General features: G+C 65.9%; 17 protein-coding genes. 13 read left to right on the forward strand and 4 right to left on the reverse strand.

Annotated features, from left to right (window positions below; all coding sequences use genetic code 11):
* Positions 1–158 precede the first annotated feature (158 nt).
* Entirely contained in the window at positions 159–950 is a 792-nt protein-coding gene (locus tag P5703_RS20555; RefSeq protein ID WP_014595555.1) for a phosphatase PAP2 family protein, read from the forward strand.
* Here the strand turns inward: P5703_RS20555 and P5703_RS20560 are convergent.
* Positions 947–1,345 (reverse strand): RNA-binding S4 domain-containing protein, encoded by a 399-nt coding sequence (locus tag P5703_RS20560; protein WP_014595554.1) that lies wholly within the window; start codon positions 1,343–1,345, stop codon positions 947–949. The genes P5703_RS20555 and P5703_RS20560 overlap by 4 nt on opposite strands.
* 101 nt (positions 1,346–1,446) lie before the next feature.
* On the opposite strand from P5703_RS20560, the gene rimB reads away from it, so the two are divergent.
* A complete protein-coding gene (gene rimB / locus P5703_RS20565; RefSeq protein ID WP_011911527.1) occupies positions 1,447–1,914 on the forward strand; it encodes a retropepsin-like aspartic endopeptidase RimB in 468 nt (155 codons plus the stop codon).
* Positions 1,911–2,816, forward strand: coding sequence for a 30S ribosomal protein S6--L-glutamate ligase (gene rimK / locus P5703_RS20570; RefSeq protein WP_011911526.1), 906 nt, complete (start codon positions 1,911–1,913; stop codon positions 2,814–2,816). The genes rimB and rimK overlap by 4 nt, the downstream gene beginning before the upstream one ends.
* Positions 2,817–2,838: 22 nt before the next feature.
* Here the strand turns inward: rimK and P5703_RS20575 are convergent, their stop codons facing one another.
* The 3 genes from P5703_RS20575 to P5703_RS20585 all read right to left on the reverse strand — a co-directional run bounded on the left by P5703_RS20575 (position 2,839) and on the right by P5703_RS20585 (position 5,482).
* On the reverse strand, positions 2,839–4,170 hold the full coding sequence (locus tag P5703_RS20575; protein WP_285589413.1) for an ATP-binding protein: 1,332 nt from the start codon (positions 4,168–4,170) through the stop codon (positions 2,839–2,841).
* Positions 4,171–4,246: 76 nt separating this feature from the next.
* Positions 4,247–4,981, reverse strand: a complete 735-nt coding sequence (ompR, locus tag P5703_RS20580) for an osmolarity response regulator transcription factor OmpR (protein ID WP_011911524.1) — start codon at positions 4,979–4,981, stop codon at positions 4,247–4,249.
* Positions 4,982–5,095: 114 nt separating this feature from the next.
* Positions 5,096–5,482 carry a diacylglycerol kinase gene (locus P5703_RS20585; protein WP_013981444.1) on the reverse strand — a complete coding sequence of 129 codons (387 nt, stop codon included), beginning with the start codon at positions 5,480–5,482 and terminating at the stop codon, positions 5,096–5,098.
* Between the two features lie 216 nt (positions 5,483–5,698).
* Between P5703_RS20585 and bcsE the strand changes: the two genes are divergently transcribed.
* The 10 genes from bcsE (at position 5,699) to P5703_RS20635 (ending at position 21,137) form a co-directional block, all read left to right on the forward strand.
* Positions 5,699–7,237, forward strand: a complete 1,539-nt coding sequence (bcsE, locus tag P5703_RS20590) for a cellulose biosynthesis protein BcsE (protein ID WP_049341194.1) — start codon at positions 5,699–5,701, stop codon at positions 7,235–7,237.
* On the forward strand, positions 7,234–7,416 hold the full coding sequence (gene bcsF, locus P5703_RS20595) for a cellulose biosynthesis protein BcsF (RefSeq protein ID WP_049341196.1): 183 nt from the start codon (positions 7,234–7,236) through the stop codon (positions 7,414–7,416). Before bcsE ends, bcsF begins: the two co-directional genes overlap by 4 nt.
* Complete coding sequence (bcsG, locus tag P5703_RS20600) at positions 7,413–9,038, forward strand: cellulose biosynthesis protein BcsG (protein WP_049341198.1); 1,626 nt, start codon at positions 7,413–7,415, stop codon at positions 9,036–9,038. Before bcsF ends, bcsG begins: the two co-directional genes overlap by 4 nt.
* 7 nt (positions 9,039–9,045) lie before the next feature.
* Positions 9,046–9,279 carry a cellulose biosynthesis protein BcsR gene (gene bcsR / locus P5703_RS20605; protein ID WP_017244729.1) on the forward strand — a complete coding sequence of 78 codons (234 nt, stop codon included), beginning with the start codon at positions 9,046–9,048 and terminating at the stop codon, positions 9,277–9,279.
* Positions 9,276–10,010: a cellulose biosynthesis protein BcsQ gene (gene bcsQ, locus P5703_RS20610; protein ID WP_049341200.1), complete on the forward strand. Its 735-nt coding sequence runs from the start codon at positions 9,276–9,278 to the stop codon at positions 10,008–10,010. The genes bcsR and bcsQ overlap by 4 nt, the downstream gene beginning before the upstream one ends.
* A gap of 1 nt (position 10,011) precedes the next feature.
* The gene (gene bcsA / locus P5703_RS20615) at positions 10,012–12,609 is read left to right on the forward strand and encodes a UDP-forming cellulose synthase catalytic subunit (protein WP_049341202.1); all 2,598 of its coding nucleotides are present in this window, start codon (positions 10,012–10,014) and stop codon (positions 12,607–12,609) included.
* Positions 12,606–14,828, forward strand: a complete 2,223-nt coding sequence (bcsB, locus tag P5703_RS20620; protein ID WP_045158003.1) for a cellulose biosynthesis cyclic di-GMP-binding regulatory protein BcsB — start codon at positions 12,606–12,608, stop codon at positions 14,826–14,828. Before bcsA ends, bcsB begins: the two co-directional genes overlap by 4 nt.
* Before the next feature lie 6 nt (positions 14,829–14,834).
* Positions 14,835–18,329, forward strand: coding sequence for a cellulose synthase complex outer membrane protein BcsC (bcsC, locus tag P5703_RS20625; RefSeq protein WP_014595545.1), 3,495 nt, complete (start codon positions 14,835–14,837; stop codon positions 18,327–18,329).
* Positions 18,330–18,426: 97 nt separating this feature from the next.
* Positions 18,427–20,745: a Tex family protein gene (locus P5703_RS20630; protein ID WP_048328277.1), complete on the forward strand. Its 2,319-nt coding sequence runs from the start codon at positions 18,427–18,429 to the stop codon at positions 20,743–20,745.
* Between the two features lie 2 nt (positions 20,746–20,747).
* Positions 20,748–21,137 (forward strand): PaaI family thioesterase, encoded by a 390-nt coding sequence (locus P5703_RS20635; RefSeq protein ID WP_011911515.1) that lies wholly within the window; start codon positions 20,748–20,750, stop codon positions 21,135–21,137.
* Positions 21,138–21,253 lie beyond the last annotated feature (116 nt).

Below are 21,253 nucleotides of genomic sequence, written 5' to 3' on the forward strand. Positions count from 1 at the left end.
ATTTTAGGCGCAAAGCCGGCCCGGACCAAGGGCGGGCGCCGGACGGGCTGCCAGACAGCCGCAAGCTGAACGCTGGCTGAACGGCTCGCAGGTAGTCAGGACAGCCGCAACGGCAGGCTCTAGCATCGCGCGCCATCGCAACCCCAGGGACGATCCTCATGCCCGTGACCACGCCCCAGGCGCGCTGGCGCCCACTGTCTTGGTTCATCAGCCATCTGCTCGCCGGGCTGCTGCTGCTCAGCTGGCTCTCGCCCGTCAGCCGCCCGTTCTGGGATGCTCTCGACGAGTCGGCCTTTCATCTGCTCAACGGCTCGCTGGGCCACCAGGCCTGGTGGGACTGGCTGTGGGCACTGGCCAGCGTTCGCGTGTTCGACATCCTCGTCGGCGCCCTGCTGCTGACCCTGCTGATCCGCCGCGACTGGCTGTTCGCGCAGCACCAGCTGCGTCCGGCGCTGTTCACCTTTGTCGCCCTGCTGCTGGTGTTGCTGGTAATTCGCGTGCTGGTGACCAAGCTGGCCGGCCACTTCGGCTGGCAGCACGCCAGTCCATCGCTCGAGATCGCTGGCGCCCATCACCTGAGCGACCACTTTCCGCTGCTGGAGCGGGTGTTCGAACTAAAGGATCGTTCCAGCCGCAGCTTCCCCGGCGATCACGCCTCGGTGCTGCTGATCTGGGGACTGTTCATGGCGCTGTTCGCCCGCGGCGGCCGTCTGGCACTGGTGCTCGGCATCACCGTACTGTTCATGCTGCCGCGGCTGGTGGCCGGCGCCCACTGGGTCAGCGATGACTTCGTCGGCGGACTTCTGATCGCCTTGCTGGCCATCGGCTGGGGCTATTGCACACCACTGGGCGCACACCTCGCAGCCCTGCTGCAGTGGCTGGCCCGTGCGCCCATGCAGCTGGCCGCCAGGCTGCCACTGCTGCGCCAGCTGGCGGTGCTGCGTGACTAACCGGGCTTGAAGTCACGCAGCAGCTGGATCTGCCGGCGCTGCTTCTTGCTCGGCCGGCCGTCGGTCTGCATGCCGAGGGCACCCGCCTTGCGCAGCGCAGCCGCCTCCTCGCGCGCCGCGATGCTCTGTGCGGTTTCTTCGTAGAGCGTCTGCGCCTCGGGAGCACCACGGCGCACCGCCGACAACGCGCGGATGACCACCGTGCGCTCGTCGAAGCCGCTGCGGATCACCAGTTCATCGCCCACCTTCGGTTCCTTGCTCGGCTTGCAGCGCTCGCCCCGGCAGTGCACCTTGCCACCTTCGATGGCCGCCTTGGCCAGTGCACGGGTCTTGAAGAAGCGTGCGGCCCATAGCCACTTGTCCAGGCGTACCTTGTCGTCGTCTTTTTCGGCCATCGTCCAACTCAGTCTCGTATCGGTCGTTCCAGGGTGTTACAGACGGATGCAGTTGTCATGCACGCCGACTAGAATGCCGGCAAATTCTTCGGACTCTCCCATTGAAGAAACTCGACCCCCATACCGTGATCGGTCTGCGTGAATGGATCGCCCTGCCGGATCTCGGCGTGGTGGGCCTGCGCGCCAAGGTCGATACCGGGGCCAGCACCTCGGCGCTGCACGCCACCGACATCAGCGAATTCGAACGCGATGGGCAGCGCTGGGTTCGCTTCACCGCGCACCTGGGCACGCTGGTGCAACGCCGCCATCGCTGCGAGGCGCCGCTGGTCACCCGCAAGCTCATCAAGAGTTCCAATGGCCAGGTCCAGACCCGCTACGTGGTGCGCACCCTGCTGGCGCTGGGCAGCCATGTCTGGCCGGTGGAGTTCACCCTGACCTGCCGCAAGACCATGCGCTACCGCCTGCTGCTCGGCTCCAAGGCGCTGGTCGACGGCCAATGGCTGATCGATCCGTCGCGAACCTATATCCAGGACAAACCCCAGATCCTCACTTCTTCCGGTGCTCAATGAAAATCGCCGTGCTGTCGCGCAATCCGCGCCTGTATTCCACCCGTCGTCTGGTCGAAGCCGGCGAGCAGCGTGGCCATGAAGTGGTGGTGATCGATACGCTGCGTGCGTACATGAACATTGCCAGTCACAAGCCGCAGATCCACTACCGCGGCAAGCCGCTGGAGGGCTTCGACGCGGTGATCCCGCGCATCGGCGCCTCGGTGACCTTCTATGGCTGCGCGGTGCTGCGCCAGTTCGAGATGCAGGGGGTGTTCCCGCTCAACGAGTCGGTGGCCATCGCCCGATCGCGCGACAAGCTGCGCGCCCTGCAACTGCTGTCGCGCCGCGGCGTCGGCCTGCCGGTGACCGGCTTCGCCCACTCGCCGGACGACATCCCCGACCTGATCCGCATGGTCAACGGCGCCCCGCTGGTGATCAAGGTGCTGGAAGGCACCCAGGGCATCGGCGTGGTGCTCTGCGAAACCGAGAAGGCCGCCGAGTCGGTGATCGAGGCCTTCATGGGCCTCAAGCAGGACATCATGGTGCAGGAGTACATCAAGGAAGCCGGCGGCGCCGATATCCGCTGCTTCGTGGTTGGCGACAAGGTCATCGCCGCGATGAAGCGTCAGGCCAAGCCTGGGGAATTCCGCTCCAACTTGCATCGCGGTGGCTCCGCCAGCCTGATCAAGATCACCCCGGAAGAGCGCATGACCGCCATTCGTGCCGCCAAGGTGATGGGCCTGAACGTCGCCGGCGTCGACATCCTGCGCTCCAACCACGGTCCGCTGGTGATGGAGGTGAACTCTTCGCCGGGCCTGGCCGGGATCGAGGAAACCACCGGCAAGGACGTCGCCGGGCTGATCATCCAGTACCTGGAAAAGAACGGCGGCCCGCACCTGACCCGAACCAAGGGCAAGGGCTGATCCCACCGCGCTGCGAGCCGGCTTATTCGGCCGGCTTGCCCTGCACCGCATCGCGCGGCAGCAGCAGCCCCAGCGGCAGGCTGACCCGCGCTTCCAGACCACCGCCCTCGCGATTGCGCAACTCGACCACCCCGCCATGCTGCGAGGCGATGCGCTTGACGATCGCCAGGCCCAGCCCGGCGCCCTGCCCGCCACGGGCACGATCGCCGCGAATGAACGGATTGAAGATGCCTTCCAGCTCGGCCGGATCGACCCCCGGGCCACGGTCCAGCACGCTGAGCACCACGTAGGGCGCGTGCTGGTCGCCGGAGACATAGGCAGCCACTTCGACGCCGCCGCCTGCGTAACGCAGGGCGTTCTCGATCAGGTTAACCAGCAGGCGCTTGATCGACACCCGGCGCAGGGCGAACGGCGGCATCGGCTCGACGCACAGGCGCACGGTTTCCTGCTGCTGGTTATAGGGCGCCACAACCTCGCGGATCAGCTCGGCAAGGTCCGTGGTTTCCACCGGCTCGTCACTGCCATCGCGGACAAAGGCGAGAAACTGGTCGAGGATGGCGTTCATATCCTCGACATCACGAATCATGTCGTCGGTCAGCTCGTCATCGCTGCTCATCAGCTCCAGCGACAGGCGCAGGCGCGTCAATGGCGTGCGCAGATCGTGGGAAACCCCGGCCAGCATCAGTTCGCGCTCCCGGCCAGCCTGCTCGACGTCCTCGGCCATCTGGTTGAAGGCGCGATACACCTCGGTCATCTCGCTCGGCGTGTCGCCGATCGGCAGGCGCACGCGGCGGCCCTTGCCGATCTGCCGAGCGGCGAAGACCAGCCGCTTGAGCGGCAGGTTGAGCTGACTGACGAAGATCCACGCCGCACCGGTGGACAGCAGGCCGATGCCAAGGAACCAGCCGAGTACGCTCCAGATGCGCTGGCCACGCAGCGGATAGGCATAGAGCGGCACCTGCACCCAATCCGGCCCCAGGCTCGGCGCGCGCACCCAGATCGCCGTGGACGGCTGGATGCGCACGCGCACCTCGGTGTCGTCGCCCAGCTCGTCGCGCATCTGCCGCTGGAAGATCTCGGTGTAGGGCCAGTGATACTCGCTGCGCGGCACGTTCTGCTCGGCCACCAGTTGCAGGCCGGCGGCGCGGCCGATGCGGTCGCGGTCCTCCAGGTCGGCAGCCCAGTAGGCGCGCAGGGTCAGCGCCGCCCCGTGGCTGTACTGGCGGTCAACCAGCACGTCCTCGTTGGTCATCAGATAGACCAGCGTCAGGACCTTGGAGAACAGCACCACGATCAGCACCATCCACAGGGTGCGGGCGAAGAAGCTTTGCGGGAACCAGAGCGGGGTCTTCATGAAAAAGCGGCGGCACGCCTCGGGCTGCGGGTAACGAGGCTATCGCGCCCGCAGCCGGTGGCACGCCGTGGTCGACTCACTTGTTGCCGTCCGGCACGAATACGTAACCCACACCCCAGACGGTCTGGATGTAGCGCGGCTTGGACGGGTCCGGCTCGATCAGCCGGCGCAGGCGGGAGATCTGCACGTCGATGGAGCGCTCCAGCGCATCCCACTCGCGGCCGCGGGCGAGGTTCATCAGCTTGTCCCGGGTCAGCGGCTCGCGGGCGTGCTGCACCAGCGCCTTGAGCACGGCGAACTCACCGGTGGTGAGCATGTGCACTTCGTTGCCCTTCTTCAGCTCACGCGTGGCCAGCGACAGCTCGTACTCGCCGAAGGTGACGGTCTCGTCCTCACTGGCCGGAGCGCCCGGCACCTGCGGCGCCTGCCGGCGCAGCACCGCACGGATGCGCGCGAGCAGCTCACGAGGGTTGAACGGCTTGGCCAGGTAGTCGTCGGCGCCCTGCTCCAGGCCCTGGATGCGGCTGGCCTCGTCGCCCTTGGCGGTGAGCATGATGATCGGGATCTGGTTGTTCGCCTCACGCAGCCGGCGGCAGGCGGACAGCCCGTCCTCGCCCGGCATCATCAGGTCCAGCACCACCAGCTGAAACAGCTCGCGACTGAGCAGGCGGTCCATCTGCTCGGTGTTTTCCACGGTACGGACGCGGTAGCCCTGCTCGTCGAGAAAGCGCTCGAGCAGACGCCGCAGACGGGCATCGTCATCGACGATAAGGATCTTTTCGCCTTCGTTGGCTTGCGCAGTGCTGCTCATGGAAACTCCCAGATGGTCGACGGCGCATTATTGCGCAGTGTGGTTCGGCCCTACTGACAGCCATTGTTAGCAGATTTTTCGCGCAACCGTCTTGCCCCGCGCGCCTCGGAGGCTTCAGAGCAGGACGGCGAGCCAGACGACGGCAATGGAAATGAGTCCGAGCAGCTGAGCCGCACTTCCCAGATCCTTCGCGCGCTTGGACAACGGATGGATTTCCAGCGACACCCGATCGACCACTGCCTCGATGGCTGAATTCACCAGTTCGATGGCGAGCGACATCAGCACCGGCAGGACCAGCAGAGCACGCTCCACGGGGGTGCTGCCAACCATGAAGGCGACAGGAATGAGCACGCAGGCAAGCAGGGCCAGCTGACGAAAGGCCGCCTCATGCCGCCAGGCTGCGGCGAGGCCGGCAAAGGAATAGCCGGCCGCCTTGGCGATGCGCCCAAGCCCCGGTTTGCTCTTGAAGGCAGACGCCTCGTTGGTCGTTTCGACTTTCATCTCTCATCCGCTCGTTCGTGACTGCTCATTCGACTCGTGACCGGCCATCGACCCCCACTGTCGTACGCCGAAGCCGCTTGATATCATATTGGCATCAATCAAGGACGATTCAGTTTCCGACGAACAGTCTGGTGACGGTTTAAAGCGCTTTAGCGCCTGGCCGACACGCTGTTCAGGACGCTACAGGTCGCGCCCGAAACCGCCGCAGGTGACTTCTTGCTTCTCTTCCGCCAAAACCAGCAGCTTCCGGCCCCGCTCGGACTGGACGGTATCGAATGGCCGATTTTTGCGCTAAATGACGGACGCCTGCATTGGATCATGGCGGAAAAAGCGAGCGATGCGGCGCTGCTGACCCGGCAGGTCATCGGGAACATGGCGGCCGGTCAGCGGGCGGCGATGATAGCGGACGCAGCCCGCCAGCGGCACGCACTGGCCGACCTGCCGGCTGACGCGGGCCCTGGTGAACTGCTGGCCCTGACTCTGACGCCGGACCATTTCGAAGCGATGCTGCAGCGCCTGGATTCCGAACTGGATCGCTCGGGCAACATGCGCACCCGGTACATCCTGCTCAACCTCCCCACTCAGGCCTGGGAGCGCCTTGCAGGGCCGCGCCTCTCAAGCTGGCTGACGCGGATCGGCGCCTGGCTGCTCGAGCGCCGCGCGACCCTGCTGATCATCAGTGATGGTGTCAGCGACGCCCTGAGCGAGGGTTTGCTCCGACTCAGCCATTGCCTGGCCGGGTTCGCCTCGCTCACTCAAACCCCGTCCGGCACCCGCCTGTATCTGCATCACTGGCAGAACGAGCGCGGCATGACCAGCGCCCGCCAATTCGCCCTGCGCCACCAGGCCGACGGGTTCCAGCTGACGGCTTGCGGAGAACTCGGCGAGGTGCTCGAGCACCCCGATCAGGGGCGTTTCTACGCGGAGCGCAGCGTGCTGGAAGGGGTGCACAACCTGTCCACGCAGTGGCGCCTGTTCGAGAGCAGAGCGGCCCTACTGGCGCATGCCGAAACCGCCAAGGCTGCGAGCATCCTCTTCGCGATCACCGATAACGAGCAGGTCGACGAGCTCGCCCATCAGCTCAATGGCTTGCGCCGCACCTGCGGCAATCAGCTGAAGCTGATCATCCGGGAAACGGCGCCCTGCCTGCGCTATCGGGACGAACAGCTGCTGCTGGCCGGTGGCGCGTCGCTGGTCGTGCCTTTCGGCACCTCGCTGCCACGCTTCCTGACGATGGTCGAGAGCGCTCAGGGGCATATCTGGCAGCGTCAGCTGAGCGACATCGATGCCAGCCTCGACAAGCTCAAACCGCTTCCCCTGCGTGGCCAGCTGAGCCCGCGCCGCTTTGCCGAAGCCGCCCAGGAAATGTGGGCCGGCAGCACAACGGGTGAGATCGTTCATCAGCTGGTTCGGCTGCAACCGGTACCCGGACTGAGCCTGGAGCAGGTGCTTGGTCAGGCTCATCTGCGGCGTAACGGCGACATAGCCTGCATCGTCGACAAGGCGCTGTATCTTTTTCTTTTCGCCTGCCGCGCGGAATCGCTCGAGGCGGCTCTGGACAACATCTTTGGCGTCACCTGGCAGGAGCTGTTCCTCGGCCTCGAACAGCTGGCGGATCTCGAGCCCCTGTCCGGCCCCGGCTTCCACGGCGAAACCTTGTCACTGCCCGGCAACGAAACGCTCGTCAACGAGCCGGCACCGGGTCGACAGCTTCAACCCCGCCCCCTGACCCTTTCGCTGGTGACGCAACCATGACGCTCGAGCAACTCCTCGAGGTCGCCAGCCTGTTCCTGGCGATCGGCATCGGTATCGGCTGGTTGCTGACCCGGTACGGCCACAGGGCGCTGCGTGCATTCGATCGAATGCTCCCGCCCCGCTACCTGAAAAGGACAGCGATACGCCGTCGTTCCACTGGATCGGGAGACACGCCATGAATGCGCCGGAGCGGCTGATCGTACCCGCGCCCCCGGTTACCCGCTGGCCGGGCCTGGGTGTGTGGAATCTGTATTTTCTGCTGAAGTTCCTGTTGCTGGGCCTTGGCCTGCTGAACTTCCAGGCTCTGCCGAACCTGGTATTCGCGGCGTTTCTCGTGGTGCCCCTTCCGGGCGCCCCGTGGCGCATCGTACGGCAGCTGATCGCGATTCCCGTGGGTATCGCGCTGCTGTACCACGACACCTGGCTGCCCCCGTTCGACCGGTTGCTGGCACAACCGGGGGTGCTGGATTTTTCCCCAGCGTATCTCGTGGAACTAGCCGGACGCTTCGTCGACTGGACCGTGCTCGGCCTCTGCGCCTTGCTGGTGATTGGCTACAGCTACATGGCGAACTGGATTCGCCTGTCCACGATCTGCCTGGGCGGTCTGATCTGGCTGAACCTGGGCAGCATCCCTCTGCTGGCATCACCACCGCGTGCAGATGCCGCCCCCGTCGTGGCGTCCGCACAGGGCAACGACGCGCCGGCCCTTCAGGACAATGTGGCGCTGGATACCTGGCTCGAGAATTTCTTCCGCACCGAGGCCACGCGCCAGACGCAGTTCCCCCTGCGCAGCGAGCAAACCGCGGCGTTCGACGTGCTGTTCATCAATGTCTGCTCGTTGGCCTGGGACGATCTGGACGCGGTCGAGTTACGCGACAACGCTCTGCTCAAACGCATGGACGTCATCTTCGATCGTTTCAACTCCGCCACTTCCTACAGCGGGCCGGCGGCAATCCGGCTGCTGCGAGCCAGCTGCGGTCAGCCCCGTCATCAGGCCCTGTACGAACCCGCGCCGGAACAATGCCTGCTGTTCCAGAACCTGGCCAACCTGGGCTTCCACGCCGAAACCCTGATGAACCACAACGGCAAGTTCGACGGCTTCGCCGGTGAAATCGAAGCCCAGGGCATGCCCCAGCCGGTGCTGGCGAGCCAGAAGTTCGCGCGTGCGCTGGCAGGCTTCGACGGCTCGCCGATCGCCAGGGATTTCGACGTGCTCAACGGCTGGTGGCAGCGTCGTCAGGCATTGCCGGAGCCACAGGTCAGCCTTTTCTACAACAGCATCAGCCTGCACGACGGGAACCGCATCGTCGGGGCGGATGGCAATGCCCAATCGGCGGCATATAGGCCTCGCGCACAGCGCCTGCTGGATGACCTCAACCGTTTCATCGATGAGCTGGAGCGCAGCGGTCGACCGGTCGCCTTGCTGCTGGTACCCGAGCACGGAGCGGCGTTGCATGGTGACCGCATGCAGATCGCCGGCATGCGCGAGATTCCCCGGCCATCGATCACCCAGGTGCCCGTCGGCCTGAAACTGATCGGGATGGAAGCCTCTCACGGCACGCAGCCCGTGCACATCCAGCAGCCAACGAGCTTCCTGGCGCTTTCCGAGCTGGTTTCCCGGCTCTACGCCGCCCGTCAGCAAGGCAGCACCCCGAACCTGGAGGCGCTGGTCGCTGACCTGCCGCAGACCGAGCTGGTCTCCGAAACGGCCGGCGCGCAGGTGATCGAGCGCGCAGGAAAACCGTATGTACGTCTCAGCGGCCAGACCATCTGGCTTCCTTATCCAAACCGGTTCGAGTAGCACGCCTATGGAATCTCTGGTCCTGCCGTCGCCACAAGACGATGTCGACAACCTGAAACGCCATCTGGGCATGCCGAAGCTCGGCTATCAGGACATCTCCGCATCGCTGGCACTGGACAAGGCAGTTCAGCGCTGGCCGCTGCTGAGCGAGCTTTCCGTCGTCGCCCACCTGAACAGCGCGATCGAGAGCGTCTCGCTCGAGAACGCCAGTGTGGCCGTGGCCAGCAGGCGTCCGGCATGAAGCAGCTCGTGCTGCGCGGCCTGCGCGGCGGAATCGGCGCCACCTCGCTGCTGGCTGGCCTCGGCATCGCGCTGCATGAACAGGGTGAGCGGGTACTGCTGATCGATCTCAGCCCGGACAACATGCTGCGCCTGCATTTCAGTGTCGACGTTGCGTACGCCTCCGGCTGGGCGCGCGCGCAGCTGGATGCTGCGCCATGGCATGAGAGTGCCCTGGAACTGCTCCCGAGCCTGCACCTGCTGCCGTACGGCGAGCTTGGCGGGGCGGAGATTTCCCAGATCGAAGGCCAGCTCTGCGCGGATTCGAGCTGCTGGGCGCAGCGCTGTGACTTGATCGCGCACAACTACGACTGGGTGCTGTTCGACCTGCCGCAGCGGCTGCCGGGCCATCGCGCCGTTGTGTCGGAAGCGAATCGGGCCGACGTGCTGATCGATCTGGCTACACCCGATCCCGGGTGTCATGTACTGCTACAGCAGCGCCCACGCCCGGATGCGGATCTCCTGCTGATCAATCGCTTCAATCCGGCCAGCCAGCTGCAGCGCGATCTGCTGCTGCTCTGGCGCAGCCAGCCGAGGAGCAACCGGCAACCGCAACTGATCCACGAGGACGAAGCGCTGCCGGAAGCCCTGGCGCACAAGCTGCCGATAGGTCATTACGCACCGAAGAGCCAGGCCGCCAGCGACCTGCGCAGCCTGGCGCTCTGGTGCCTGGCCCAGCGAGCGAAGTGCTGATATGCCCAACCCACTGAGCTACTACCAGTACATCCGCTATCGGCACGGTGCCAGCCCGATTGCTGCGCTGAGCTGGCTGATCGCCTACATGACAGCCTGGCTGCTGCTGCGCCTGGATGCTCCTGGCTGGCAGTGGGTCATGGCCGAGCGCCGCAGGCTGTATCCGCACGTCGCGGGCAAAAGGCCCACCGCCGGCGACCCGCTGCGGATCGTCATCCAGAGCATCTGGCTGCTCGTCGCACGCGCGCCCGGGTCCGCGCCGGCGCGCTCGCTGGGCGATCGACTCCGCTCGACCTGGCAGCGACTGCGCAGCGTCGCGCAGCAGCTGCCCAGGCCACCGCGCCTGCGGCACAGGCGGACGTTCGACCTGCCTGGCTTGCGCAATGCCGAAGCGCGCGTCGGAAAGGCCGAACGCTGGCTTTCCAGCCTATCGAGACCCGTCCGCTACGCGTTCAACATCGCCATCGGCGCGCTGGCCATACTGCTTGGCATTCTCTGTATCACCGAACCGTTCGGCTATACCGCGCAGGTCACCTTCGTGCTCCTGCTCTGGGGCCTGGCCCTGCTGGTCCGGCGCGTTCCCGGGCGCTTCGCGGTGCTGATGCTGATCGTGCTGTCGGCCATCATTTCCTGCCGCTACCTGTGGTGGCGCTACACCGCCACGCTGCATTGGGATTCCTATTTCGACCTGGCGTGCGGCATCACCCTGCTGGTGGCGGAGACCTACTCCTGGATCGTCCTGATCCTCGGCTACGTACAGACCTGCTGGCCGCTGGATCGCAAACCCGCCCCGCTGCCGGAAGACAGCAGCAGCTGGCCGTCTGTCGACCTTTTCATCCCGACCTATAACGAAGATCTCTCGGTCGTGCGCACCACGGTGCTCGCGGCGCTGGGCCTGGACTGGCCACGCGACAAGCTGAACGTGTACATCTGCGATGACGGCCGGCGGGACAGTTTCAAGCAGTTCGCCGAGGAAGTCGGCGTGGGCTACATCATCCGCCCCGACAACAAGCACGCCAAGGCAGGCAACCTCAACCATGCGCTGACCGTGACCCACAGCGAGCTGATCGCCATCTTCGACTGCGACCACATACCCGTGCGCTCCTTTCTCCAGGTCACCACGGGATGGTTCCTGCGGGACCCGAAACTGGCGCTGGTGCAGACGCCGCACCACTTCTTCTCGCCCGACCCGTTCGAACGCAACCTGGGATCCTTCCGCCGCAAGCCCAACGAAGGCGAGCTGTTCTACGGCCTGGTGCAGAACGGCAACGACATGTGGAACGCCTCGTTCTTCTGCGGATCCTGCGCCGTGCTGCGCCGCGACGCAGTGGAAAGCATCGGTGGATTCGCCGTGGAAACCGTCACCGAAGATGCCCACACGGCGCTGCGCCTGCATCGTGCCGGTTGGAATTCCGCCTACCTGGGCACGCCGCAGGCGGCGGGCCTGGCCACCGAGAGCCTTTCGGCGCATATCGGCCAGCGGATACGCTGGGCACGCGGCATGGCGCAGATCTTCCGCACCGACAACCCGCTGCTCGGTCCGGGCCTGACGATCTTCCAGCGCCTCTGCTACGCCAATGCGATGCTGCATTTTCTCGCGGGCCTGCCCCGCCTGATCTACCTGACGGCACCGCTCGCGTTTCTCCTGCTGCACGCCTACATCATCTACGCGCCGGCGCTGATGATCGTGCTCTACGTGCTGCCGCACATGATTCACGCCAGCCTGACCAACGCCAGGATGCAGGGCGAGTACCGGCATTCGTTCTGGGGCGAGGTGTACGAGACGGTACTGGCCTGGTACATCGCGCGGCCCACCACGGTGGCGCTGTTCAACCCGGGCAAGGGCAAGTTCAACGTCACGGCCAAAGGCGGGCTGATCGATCACGATCAGTTCGACTGGCGCATCGCGCGCCCCTACCTGGTTCTGGCGGCCTTGAACGTGGCCGGTCTCGGATTCGCCGTCTGGCGCCTGTTCACCGGTCCGGTCAGTGAAATCGGCACGGTTCTGGTCAGCTCCGCCTGGGTCATCTACAACCTGCTCATCATCGGCGCCGCGGTGGCCGTCGCATCCGAAGTCCGGCAGATACGTCGCGCCCACCGTGTCATGGCCCAGCTGCCGGCCTCGCTGAAGCTCGCCGACGGTCACGCCTACCCCTGCACGCTGCTGGACTTCGCCGAAGGCGGTGCGGGCCTGCAGATCCCGCCGGGGCTGAAGGTGGACATGGATCAGCCGGTCTCCCTGATCCTTCAGCGCGGGGATCGCTCGTTCATGTTTCCTGGTCAAGCCTCCCGGCAGATCGGCGAGCGCCTGGGTATCCGCCTCGACAACCTCGACCTCGCGCAGCAGATCGACCTGGTCCAGTGCACCTTCGCCCGGGCCGACGTCTGGCTGAACCGCCATCAGGATTTCGAGACGGACCGGCCGCTGCACAGCTTCATCGAAGTGCTGCGTATCGGCGGACGCGGCTACCACCGCCTCTACGAACAACTGCCGAGCGTCCTGAGCAGACCCCTTCGCCCGCTTCTTCGGTTAGCCGCCTGGCTACTGAGCTATTGCCCTCGTACTCCAGCCTCTAAATCCCTGGTAACCCCGTCATGATCACCCGAACCTATTCCCGGACGCTGCTCACCGCCTTGCTGTGGGCATTCAGCGCTGCCGCCTTCGCTGAGCCGAGCCTCGACGCCGACAGCACGCCGCCGAGCTGGAACTCCAGTCGCAGCTTCAGCGACCTGGGCCGTCCCCGCGACCAGTTGCTGCTTGGCATACGCAACGCGGAGCAGGTCGAGTTCCGCCTGCGTCATGACCGGATCGCCACCGCCGCCACCCTGCACCTGGACTACACGCCATCGCCGGCGCTGATCCCGGTGCTGTCGCACCTGCGCGTGTACCTGAACGATGAGCTGATGGGCACGCTGCCCATCACCCAGGAGCAGATCGGCCAGCGTGTTCGTCAAGAGCTGGCCCTGGACCCGCGCCTGCTGGGCGATTTCAACCGGGTGCGAATCGAATTCGTCGGCCACTACAGCGATGTCTGCGAAGACCCCGCGCACAGCGGCCTGTGGCTGAACCTGGGTCGTCAGAGCCGGGTCAGCCTGCATGAGCAGGCGTTGGACGTCACCGGCGACCTGGCCTGGTTCCCGCTGCCCTTCTTCGACGAGCGCGACACCCAGCAGCTCAATCTGCCGGTCGTCTTCACCGGCACGCCTACCCTTGGCGAGCAGCGGGCCGCAGGCATTCTCTCGTCCTATTTCGGCAGCCTGGCCGCCTGGCGAAGCGCCACCTTCCCGGTGTTGTTCGATGCCCTGCCGTCGACGCAGGAACGTCCGCAACCTGCGCTGGTGTTCGCCACCAACGACCGTCGTCCGTCGTTCCTCGCCGAGCATCCAGCGGCGGAAGGGCCGACCGTCGAACTGATCGACCATCCTCAGGACCGCTACAGCAAGCTGCTGCTGATTAGCGGCCGTAACGACGACGATCTGGTGGTCGCGGCGACGGCGCTGGCACTGGATCGCGGCCAGCTGCGCGGAAATAGGGTTCGCCTGGAGCAGGTCGAACCGCCGGCACGCAAGCCTTACGACGCCCCCAACTGGATCCGCACTGACCGCGCCGTACAGCTCGCCGAGCTGATCGACTACCCGCAGCAACTGCAGGTAAGCGGCCTTCAGCCCTATCCCATCACACTGGATGTCAACCTGCCGCCGGACCTGTTCGTCTGGCGCAACCAGGGCATCCCGCTGCAGACGCGCTATCGCTATACGCCGCCGGTGACGACGGACGAGTCCCGCCTGAACATCAGCGTCAACGACCAATACATCAGCAGCATCCCCCTGCAGGGCAGCGACAGCCGCAGCAGCGTGGAAAACCTGCGCCTGACCGTTCTTGCGTCGGACTCCACCGCCGAAAGCGAAAAGCTGCTGGTGCCTGCGCTGAAGATGGGTATGCGCAACAAGGTGCGCTTCGAATTCAACTTCGCCAGCAAACTGGGCAATGCCCAGCGCGATCGCTGCCAGACCTACCTGCCGACCAACATCCAGGCCGCCATCGACGAGCAATCGACGATCGACCTGTCGGGCTATCACCACTACATGGCCATGCCCGACCTGAAGGCCTTCTCGCGCAGCGGCTTCCCCTTCAGCCGGATGGCTGATCTTTCCGAGACCCTGGTGCTGACCTCGGCCCAGCCCGACGAGGCGCAGGTCGGCACCCTGCTCGATACCCTTGCGCTGATCGGCTCTCATACCGGCTACCCGGCATTCGGCGTGCGCATCACCGACAACTGGAAGTCCGCGGCGCAGGCCGACGCCGACCTGTTGCTGCTGGGCCCTCTGCCCAATGAGCTGGTCAACGATGCCTCCCTGCCGTTCCTGCTCGAATCGCCACGCAGCTGGTTGCAGCACGGCGCTGCCGGCACGGACGAACGGTCCGCCGGCGGCAAGCTGGGCATGAGCGCCAACGGTCCTCTGGCGGCGGTCGTCGGTCAGCAGTCACCCTTCCATGCACAGCGCAGTCTCGTCGCCCTGCTTGCCTCGACGCCGACGGATTACGGCCTGTTGCGCGATGCGCTGACCGATTCGGGCAAGCAGGAAGCCTTCGCCGGCGCCGTTACCCTGATTCGCACCAGCGGCGTCAGCAGCCATGTCGTGGGCGAACCCTATTACGTGGGCAAGCTGCCCTGGTGGCTGCTGTTGTGGTTCCACCTTTCCGCACACCCCGTGCTGCTGGCGTTTCTGGCCGCAGCCAGTGTCGTGCTGTTCGCCATCGTGCTGTGGCGGGCCTTGCGCTGGGCTGCCGGGCGCCGCCTGAGCGATGCCGGGTAATCCGCCATGCGCAAGCCCCCGCTTCTTCTGCTCGCGGCATTGCTGCCGATCTGGAGCCATGCCGAGATCCCGGCCGATCGCGCCGAGCAGGCCCAGTGGTTGCTGGCACAGGTACGTGCCGCCGAAGCCGTCAACCGTGACGAGCTGGTTCGTGACGCCCTGACACGGCTGCAACGTGTCGCGCCCGGCCATGCTCAGGCAACGCTGGCGCAGATGCGGCTTGCCTTGCGTCAGCGTGACCTGCAGCAGCTCGAGGCGCTGCAGCAGAACCTGCAGCGTACCGCCGCCGGCAGCGAGGCCGAGCGCACCGGGCGGATGCTCGTGGAGCTGAGCAGTGAAGCAGGCCAACAGCGCCTGCAGCAGGCCCGTCTGGCAGCCCTGGCCGGCCGGCCGGATGACGCGCTGCAGGGCTTCAAAGCCCTCTATGGCGACCAGCCACCGACACTGGAGCTGGCCGTCGAATACTGGCGCCTGCGCAGCGCCCAGCCGGGGCAGCGCACGTCGGCGATCGGTGCGTTGCGCCGCCTGGACGACGAGTACCCGGGCAACCCCCAGCTACGCCAGTTGCTGGCGAATCTGCTGTTTGCCGATGGGCAAGACAAGGCGGCGCTGGCATTGCTGGCCGAGTTGGGCCGAAACCCGGTGGCGACCGATGCCGCGGCACAGCGGGAGTTCGAGTACCTGGCTACCAGGCGGATCGACGACAACGGACCCAAGGCCTGGAAGGCCTTTCTCGAGCGTTATCCGAACGGGCGCTTCGCTGGTGACGCCCGGCAACACCTGGAGCGGCAGCAGCGGCTGCTCGCCGACCCGCTCTGGCGGGCTGGCCAAGAGGGCCTGCGCTTGCTCGATCAGGGCCAGGACGAAGCCGCGGAAGCCAAACTCCGCCAGGCCTTGCGCGGCTACCCGAAGGACCCCGAACTGCTCGGCGGCCTGGGCCTTGCCCTCATGCGCCCCGGTCACCGCCCGGAAGCCCTGGTGTACTTCCAGCGCGCCAAGGACAACGAGGCAGACATCGACAACCTGAGCAAGTGGAGCGACCTGATCGACTCGACCCGCTACTGGCTCGCCCTCGAGCAGGCCGACCAGGCACTGGAACAACAGCGGCCCCGCGAAGCGGCGGCGCTGTATACCCGTGCGCTCAGGCAACAACCCGATAGCCTCTTCGCCGCGCTCGGTCTGGCCCAGGTCGCCGAAGCCGAAGGCCGCACCGACGAAGCCGAAGCCGCCTATCGCCGCCTGCTTGCGCGTGACCCGGCCAACGGCGGCGCGATCCGCGGGCTGGTGCGCCTCTATCGAGCAGAATCCGCGGAGCGTGCGCTGGCATTCATCGAAACCCTTGCTGCACCCCAGCGCCAGGAATTCAACGAACTGCGCAATGCTTTGCTCCTGGCTCGCTATCAGCTCCAGGCCGACCAGGCACTGGAGCGCGGCGACCAGGCTGCGGCGAGCGAGGCACTGCGCCAGGCTCGCCGGCTCGACCCGAACGACCCCTGGCTGACCTACCGGCTGGCCAATTCGCTACGTACGCAGGGCGCCTTCTACGAGGCGGACAGCACCTTCGATGACTTGCTCGCGCGCAAGCCCGCTGATCCGACCACACGCTATGCACATGCGCTCTATCTCGCCGCGGCCGAACGCGATACCCAGGCCCTGACCAGCCTGCGACAGGTCCCCGCGAGCGACTGGAACGATGACATCCGCGCGCTTGCGACGCGTGTCGAGCGGCGCGAATTCATGTCGCGTGTAGCCAAGCTGCGCGCGGCGGGGCGAGAAACCGCGGCGGCCGATCTGATGCAGCAGCGCCTGCGCAGCCATGGAGACTCGGTGGACGACCTCCTGCTGTTGGCCGACTGGGCGGTGGAGCGCGGCGAGCCAGCCGCAGCACAGTCCTATCTGGCACGCGCGCTGCGCATCGATCCGGAACACGCCGCGGCACGACTCGCCCAGATCGAGCTGCTGCTCGCCGCGGGACAGGTGAACGAAGCCAGCCAGGCCCTGCATGACGCACCGCCACAGTTCAGCAACGATGAGTCGAACGCCATTCGGCGCCTGGCCAACAGCTGGGCGGCGGTCGGCGAAGTGGCAAAGGCCCGGCAGATGCTCGAGCAGCTGGAGGCTCAGGTCGAGGCGCCGGACCCGCTGCTGCGCCGCGATACGGCACGCCTGCTGGCCAGGACCGAGCCGGACCGTGCGATGGCTTACTACCGCAAGGCCATGGTCGATGCCGAACTGGTGCCGGAAGGCGCGAGCGACGCCGATCTGACCCAGGCTACCCGTGAGAACGAGACGGACGACTGGCTGATCCGCAGCCTGCGCAGCGATGTGGCGAACCTGCACCAGCAGCAGGATGTCACCGTGACGCTGCTGCATGACCACGGCTGGCGCAACGACGACGGCACCCCGGGCATCTCCGAACTGCTGACCGACACGACGCTGCTGCACGTGGAATGGCCGGCAGCCAATGGGCGCAGCTTTGTCCGCGCCGAGCGGCTGGCGCTGGATGCCGGCAAGCTGGAGGTAGATCGAAGTACACCTACGGAACCGAGCCGTCCCACCTTCGGTACCTGCGCCTTGGAAACAACCGAAGCGTCACCCTGCGATGGCAAAAGCCAGCAGGCCGAGGCGGCGCTGCTGGCCGGCGGTTGGCGCGACGAGCGCTGGGAAGCCGATCTGGGCCTGACCCAGGGGTTCGAGATCAATAATGTCTATGGCGGTATCACCGGCCGCGGCGACGCCGGGCCCTTCGGCCTGTCGCTCACTGCGTCGCGCCGACCGATGAGCAACTCCCTGCTGTCCTATGGCGGCAGTCGCGATCCGGTGACAGGCGAGCAGTGGGGCGCCGTGACCGCGAACGGCAGCAGCCTTGGCTTGAGCTGGGACCAGGGCGGCGCACATGGCGTATGGGCCTCGCTGGGCTATCACTGGCTGCTTGGCGACAACGTCGCGCGCAACAATCGCACCACGGCAATGACCGGCTACTACTACAAGCTGGTCGACAGCCCCAGCGAGCGCGTGCGTACCGGCCTGACGTTCATCCATTTCGGCTACGACAAGGACCTGAGCGGCTACACCCTGGGCCAGGGCGGCTACTGGAGCCCGCAGAACTACAACTCCATCAGCGTGCCGGTGAGCTACGCCTGGCGTAACGAAGACTGGTCCGTGCTGCTGGAAAGCAGCGTCGGCTGGTCGGTATCGCAGAGCGATGGCAGCCCTGACTATCCGCTGCGTTCGCTGTTGAGCACCGAGCAGAGAGCAGCTGCCGCAGCAAATGGTGAAAGCAAAGGCTCCACCAATCGCGGCATCAGCTATCGTCTGCAGGGCTTGTTCGAACGGCGCCTGAGCGATCATTTCGTCCTGGGCGGCGGCGTCAGCCTGCTGCACAGCGACGATTACGCACCCAGCCGCGCGCTGCTCTACCTGCGCTACAACCTGATGCCCTGGCGTGGAAACCTACCTCTGCCGGTCGAGCCTCTGACGCCATACGCGGATTTCCGCTGACGAAGCGGTCGTCCTGACCGACCCAGTTCAAGCGGGCGCAGTTATACTTGCCCGCTTTTCTGGCCGGCCGGCCGTCATTCCGCCCGCAGGACACCACATGGACAGCATCAATTCCCGTATCGCCAACGAGCTGGGCGTACGCCCGCAACAGGTCGCCGCCGCCGTGGCGCTGCTCGACGAAGGCTCCACCGTCCCCTTCATCGCCCGCTATCGCAAGGAAGTCACCGGCAGCCTCGACGATACCCAGCTGCGTAACCTGGAAGAGCGCCTGCGCTACTTGCGCGAGCTGGACGAGCGACGCGTCTCGATCCTCGCCAGCATCGAGGAACAGGGCAAGCTGACCCCCGAGCTCAAGCGCGAGATCGACCTCGCCGACACCAAGACCCGCCTCGAAGACCTCTACCTGCCCTACAAGCAGAAGCGCCGCACCAAGGGCCAGATCGCCCTGGAAGCCGGTCTCGGCGAGCTGGCCGATGCGTTGTTCGGCAATCCCGAGTTGAATCCTGAAAGCGAAGCCACCCGTTTTATCGACGCTGAGAAGGGCTTCGCCGATGTGAAGGCCGTGCTCGAAGGCGCCAAGTACATCCTCATGGAGCGCTTCGCCGAGGACGCCGACCTGCTGGCCAAGCTGCGGGACTTCCTCAAGCACAACGCCACCCTCAGTGCCCGCGTCGTACCAGGCAAGGAAACCGAAGGCGCCAAGTTCAGCGACTACTTCGAACATGACGAGGTGCTGAAGAACACGCCCTCGCACCGGGCACTGGCGATCTTCCGCGGACGCAACGAGGGCATCCTCAGCGTCAGCCTCAAGGTCGGCGACGAGACCCCGGGCAGCATGCACCCGGGCGAAGGCATGATCGGCGAGCGCTTCGGCATCGCCAACCGCGGCCGCGCCGCCGACAAGTGGCTGGCCGAGGTGGTGCGCTGGACTTGGAAGGTCAAGCTCTACACCAGCCTGGAAACCGACCTGCTCGGCGAGCTGCGCGACAAGGCCGAAGACGAGGCGATCTCGGTGTTCGCCCGTAACCTGCATGACCTGCTGCTGGCTGCGCCCGCCGGCCCGCGCGCGACCCTGGCGCTGGACCCCGGCCTGCGCACCGGCTGCAAGGTCGCAGTGGTCGACGCCACCGGCAAGCTGCTGGAAACCGCCACCGTCTACCCGCACGCCCCGCGCAACGACTGGGACGGCACTCTGGCGATCCTCGCCAAGCTGTGCGCCAAGCATGCCGTCGACCTGATCGCCATCGGCAACGGTACTGCCAGCCGCGAGACCGACAAGCTGGCGGGCGAGCTGATCAAGAAGGTACCGGGTCTGAAGCTCACCAAGATCATGGTCAGCGAAGCCGGCGCCTCGGTGTATTCGGCCTCGGAGCTCGCCGCCCGCGAATTCCCGGATCTGGACGTCTCCCTGCGCGGTGCCGTCTCCATCGCCCGCCGCCTGCAGGACCCGCTGGCCGAGCTGGTGAAGATCGACCCGAAGTCCATCGGCGTCGGCCAGTACCAGCACGACGTGTCCCAGCTCAAGCTGGCGCGTTCGCTGGATGCCGTGGTCGAGGACTGCGTGAATGCCGTCGGCGTCGACGTCAACACCGCTTCCGCCGCGCTGCTGGCCCGCATCTCCGGCCTCAACGCGACGCTGGCGCAGAACATCGTGCAGTTCCGCGATGCCAATGGTGCGTTCAAGTCCCGCAGCGAGCTGAAAAAGGTCCCGCGCCTGGGCGAGAAGACCTTCGAACAGGCCGCCGGCTTTCTCCGCGTGATGAACGGCGACAACCCGCTGGACGCCTCCGCCGTACACCCGGAAACCTATCCGCTGGTGCAACGCATCGCCCAGGACACCGGCCGCGACATCCGCTCGCTGATCGGCGACTCGGCCTTCCTCAAGCGCCTGGACCCCAAGCAGTTCACCGACGAGACCTTCGGCCTGCCCACCGTCACCGACATTCTCGGCGAGCTGGACAAGCCCGGCCGCGACCCGCGTCCGGAGTTCAAGACCGCCGAGTTCCAGGACGGCGTGGAGAAGCTCAGCGATCTGGAGCCGGGCATGGTGCTCGAAGGCGTGGTGACCAACGTCACCAACTTCGGCGCCTTCGTCGACATCGGCGTGCACCAGGATGGCCTGGTGCACATCAGCGCGCTCTCGGAGAAGTTCGTCAAGGATCCCTACGAGGTGGTCAAGGCCGGCGACATCGTCAAGGTCAAGGTCATGGAAGTGGACATCCCTCGCAACCGCGTCGGCCTGTCCATGCGCATGAGCGACACGCCCGGTGCCAAGACCGACGGCCCGCAGCGCAGCGGTGGCAAGCCACGGGGCAATGCGCCGCGTAGCGAGCGCCACGCCAGGGAGGACAAGCCGGCGCCGGCCAATGCCGCCATGGCGGCGTTGTTCGCCAACGCCAAGCAGCTGAGGAAATAAGCATGAGCATTCAAGTCGAGGCGGTGGGTAACTCCAGCGCCTTCGGCCGTCTGCTCGGCCTGGAGATTCACCAGGTCGGCAACGGCGAGGCCGTGCTCGGCCTGTCCATGCACGACGGCCTGCGCAACCTGCACGGCAAACTGCATGGCGGCGCGCTGTTTTCACTGATCGACACCGCCATGGGCCAGGCCAGCCACAGCCTGGGCGATGGCTCGCCGAACAGCGTCACGCTCGAATGCAAGGTCAACTACATCCGCCCGGTGACCGATGGCGAGCTGCGTTGTCGCGCCTGGGTGGTGCACGGTGGCCGGCGGACCCAGGTGCTCGAAGCCGAGGTCCATCAGGGCGACAAGCTGATCGCCAAGGCTCAGGCGACCTTCGCCTGCCTCTAGCGGCCTGTGCCACCAGCCGCTCGCGGAGTCGGCACGCCTGGCCTGTGGTCGAAGCAACGCTGCCTCTTGTGAAGCGGCGTTTCCATCCCCATATTGGGGCGACTGTCGCGTGAAGG

This window comes from Stutzerimonas sp. FeSN7, from assembly GCF_030263795.1.
Taxonomy (GTDB): Bacteria; Pseudomonadota; Gammaproteobacteria; order Pseudomonadales; family Pseudomonadaceae; genus Stutzerimonas; species Stutzerimonas stutzeri.

What these genes read in the sequence shown, in the direction of transcription:
- bcsF (WP_049341196.1), top strand. Translation starts at nt 7,234, where the DNA reads ATGACGCTCGAGCAACTCCTCGAGGTCGCCAGCCTGTTCCTGGCGATC.
- P5703_RS20635 (WP_011911515.1), top strand. Translation starts at nt 20,748, where the DNA reads ATGAGCATTCAAGTCGAGGCGGTGGGTAACTCCAGCGCCTTCGGCCGT.
- ompR (WP_011911524.1), bottom strand. Translation starts at nt 4,981, where the DNA reads ATGAGCAGCACTGCGCAAGCCAACGAAGGCGAAAAGATCCTTATCGTC.
- bcsC (WP_014595545.1), top strand. Translation starts at nt 14,835, where the DNA reads ATGCGCAAGCCCCCGCTTCTTCTGCTCGCGGCATTGCTGCCGATCTGG.
- rimK (WP_011911526.1), top strand. Translation starts at nt 1,911, where the DNA reads ATGAAAATCGCCGTGCTGTCGCGCAATCCGCGCCTGTATTCCACCCGT.
- P5703_RS20585 (WP_013981444.1), bottom strand. Translation starts at nt 5,482, where the DNA reads ATGAAAGTCGAAACGACCAACGAGGCGTCTGCCTTCAAGAGCAAACCG.
- P5703_RS20555 (WP_014595555.1), top strand. Translation starts at nt 159, where the DNA reads ATGCCCGTGACCACGCCCCAGGCGCGCTGGCGCCCACTGTCTTGGTTC.
- bcsQ (WP_049341200.1), top strand. Translation starts at nt 9,276, where the DNA reads ATGAAGCAGCTCGTGCTGCGCGGCCTGCGCGGCGGAATCGGCGCCACC.
- P5703_RS20575 (WP_285589413.1), bottom strand. Translation starts at nt 4,170, where the DNA reads ATGAAGACCCCGCTCTGGTTCCCGCAAAGCTTCTTCGCCCGCACCCTG.
- P5703_RS20560 (WP_014595554.1), bottom strand. Translation starts at nt 1,345, where the DNA reads ATGGCCGAAAAAGACGACGACAAGGTACGCCTGGACAAGTGGCTATGG.
- bcsB (WP_045158003.1), top strand. Translation starts at nt 12,606, where the DNA reads ATGATCACCCGAACCTATTCCCGGACGCTGCTCACCGCCTTGCTGTGG.
- bcsR (WP_017244729.1), top strand. Translation starts at nt 9,046, where the DNA reads ATGGAATCTCTGGTCCTGCCGTCGCCACAAGACGATGTCGACAACCTG.
- P5703_RS20630 (WP_048328277.1), top strand. Translation starts at nt 18,427, where the DNA reads ATGGACAGCATCAATTCCCGTATCGCCAACGAGCTGGGCGTACGCCCG.
- bcsA (WP_049341202.1), top strand. Translation starts at nt 10,012, where the DNA reads ATGCCCAACCCACTGAGCTACTACCAGTACATCCGCTATCGGCACGGT.
- bcsG (WP_049341198.1), top strand. Translation starts at nt 7,413, where the DNA reads ATGAATGCGCCGGAGCGGCTGATCGTACCCGCGCCCCCGGTTACCCGC.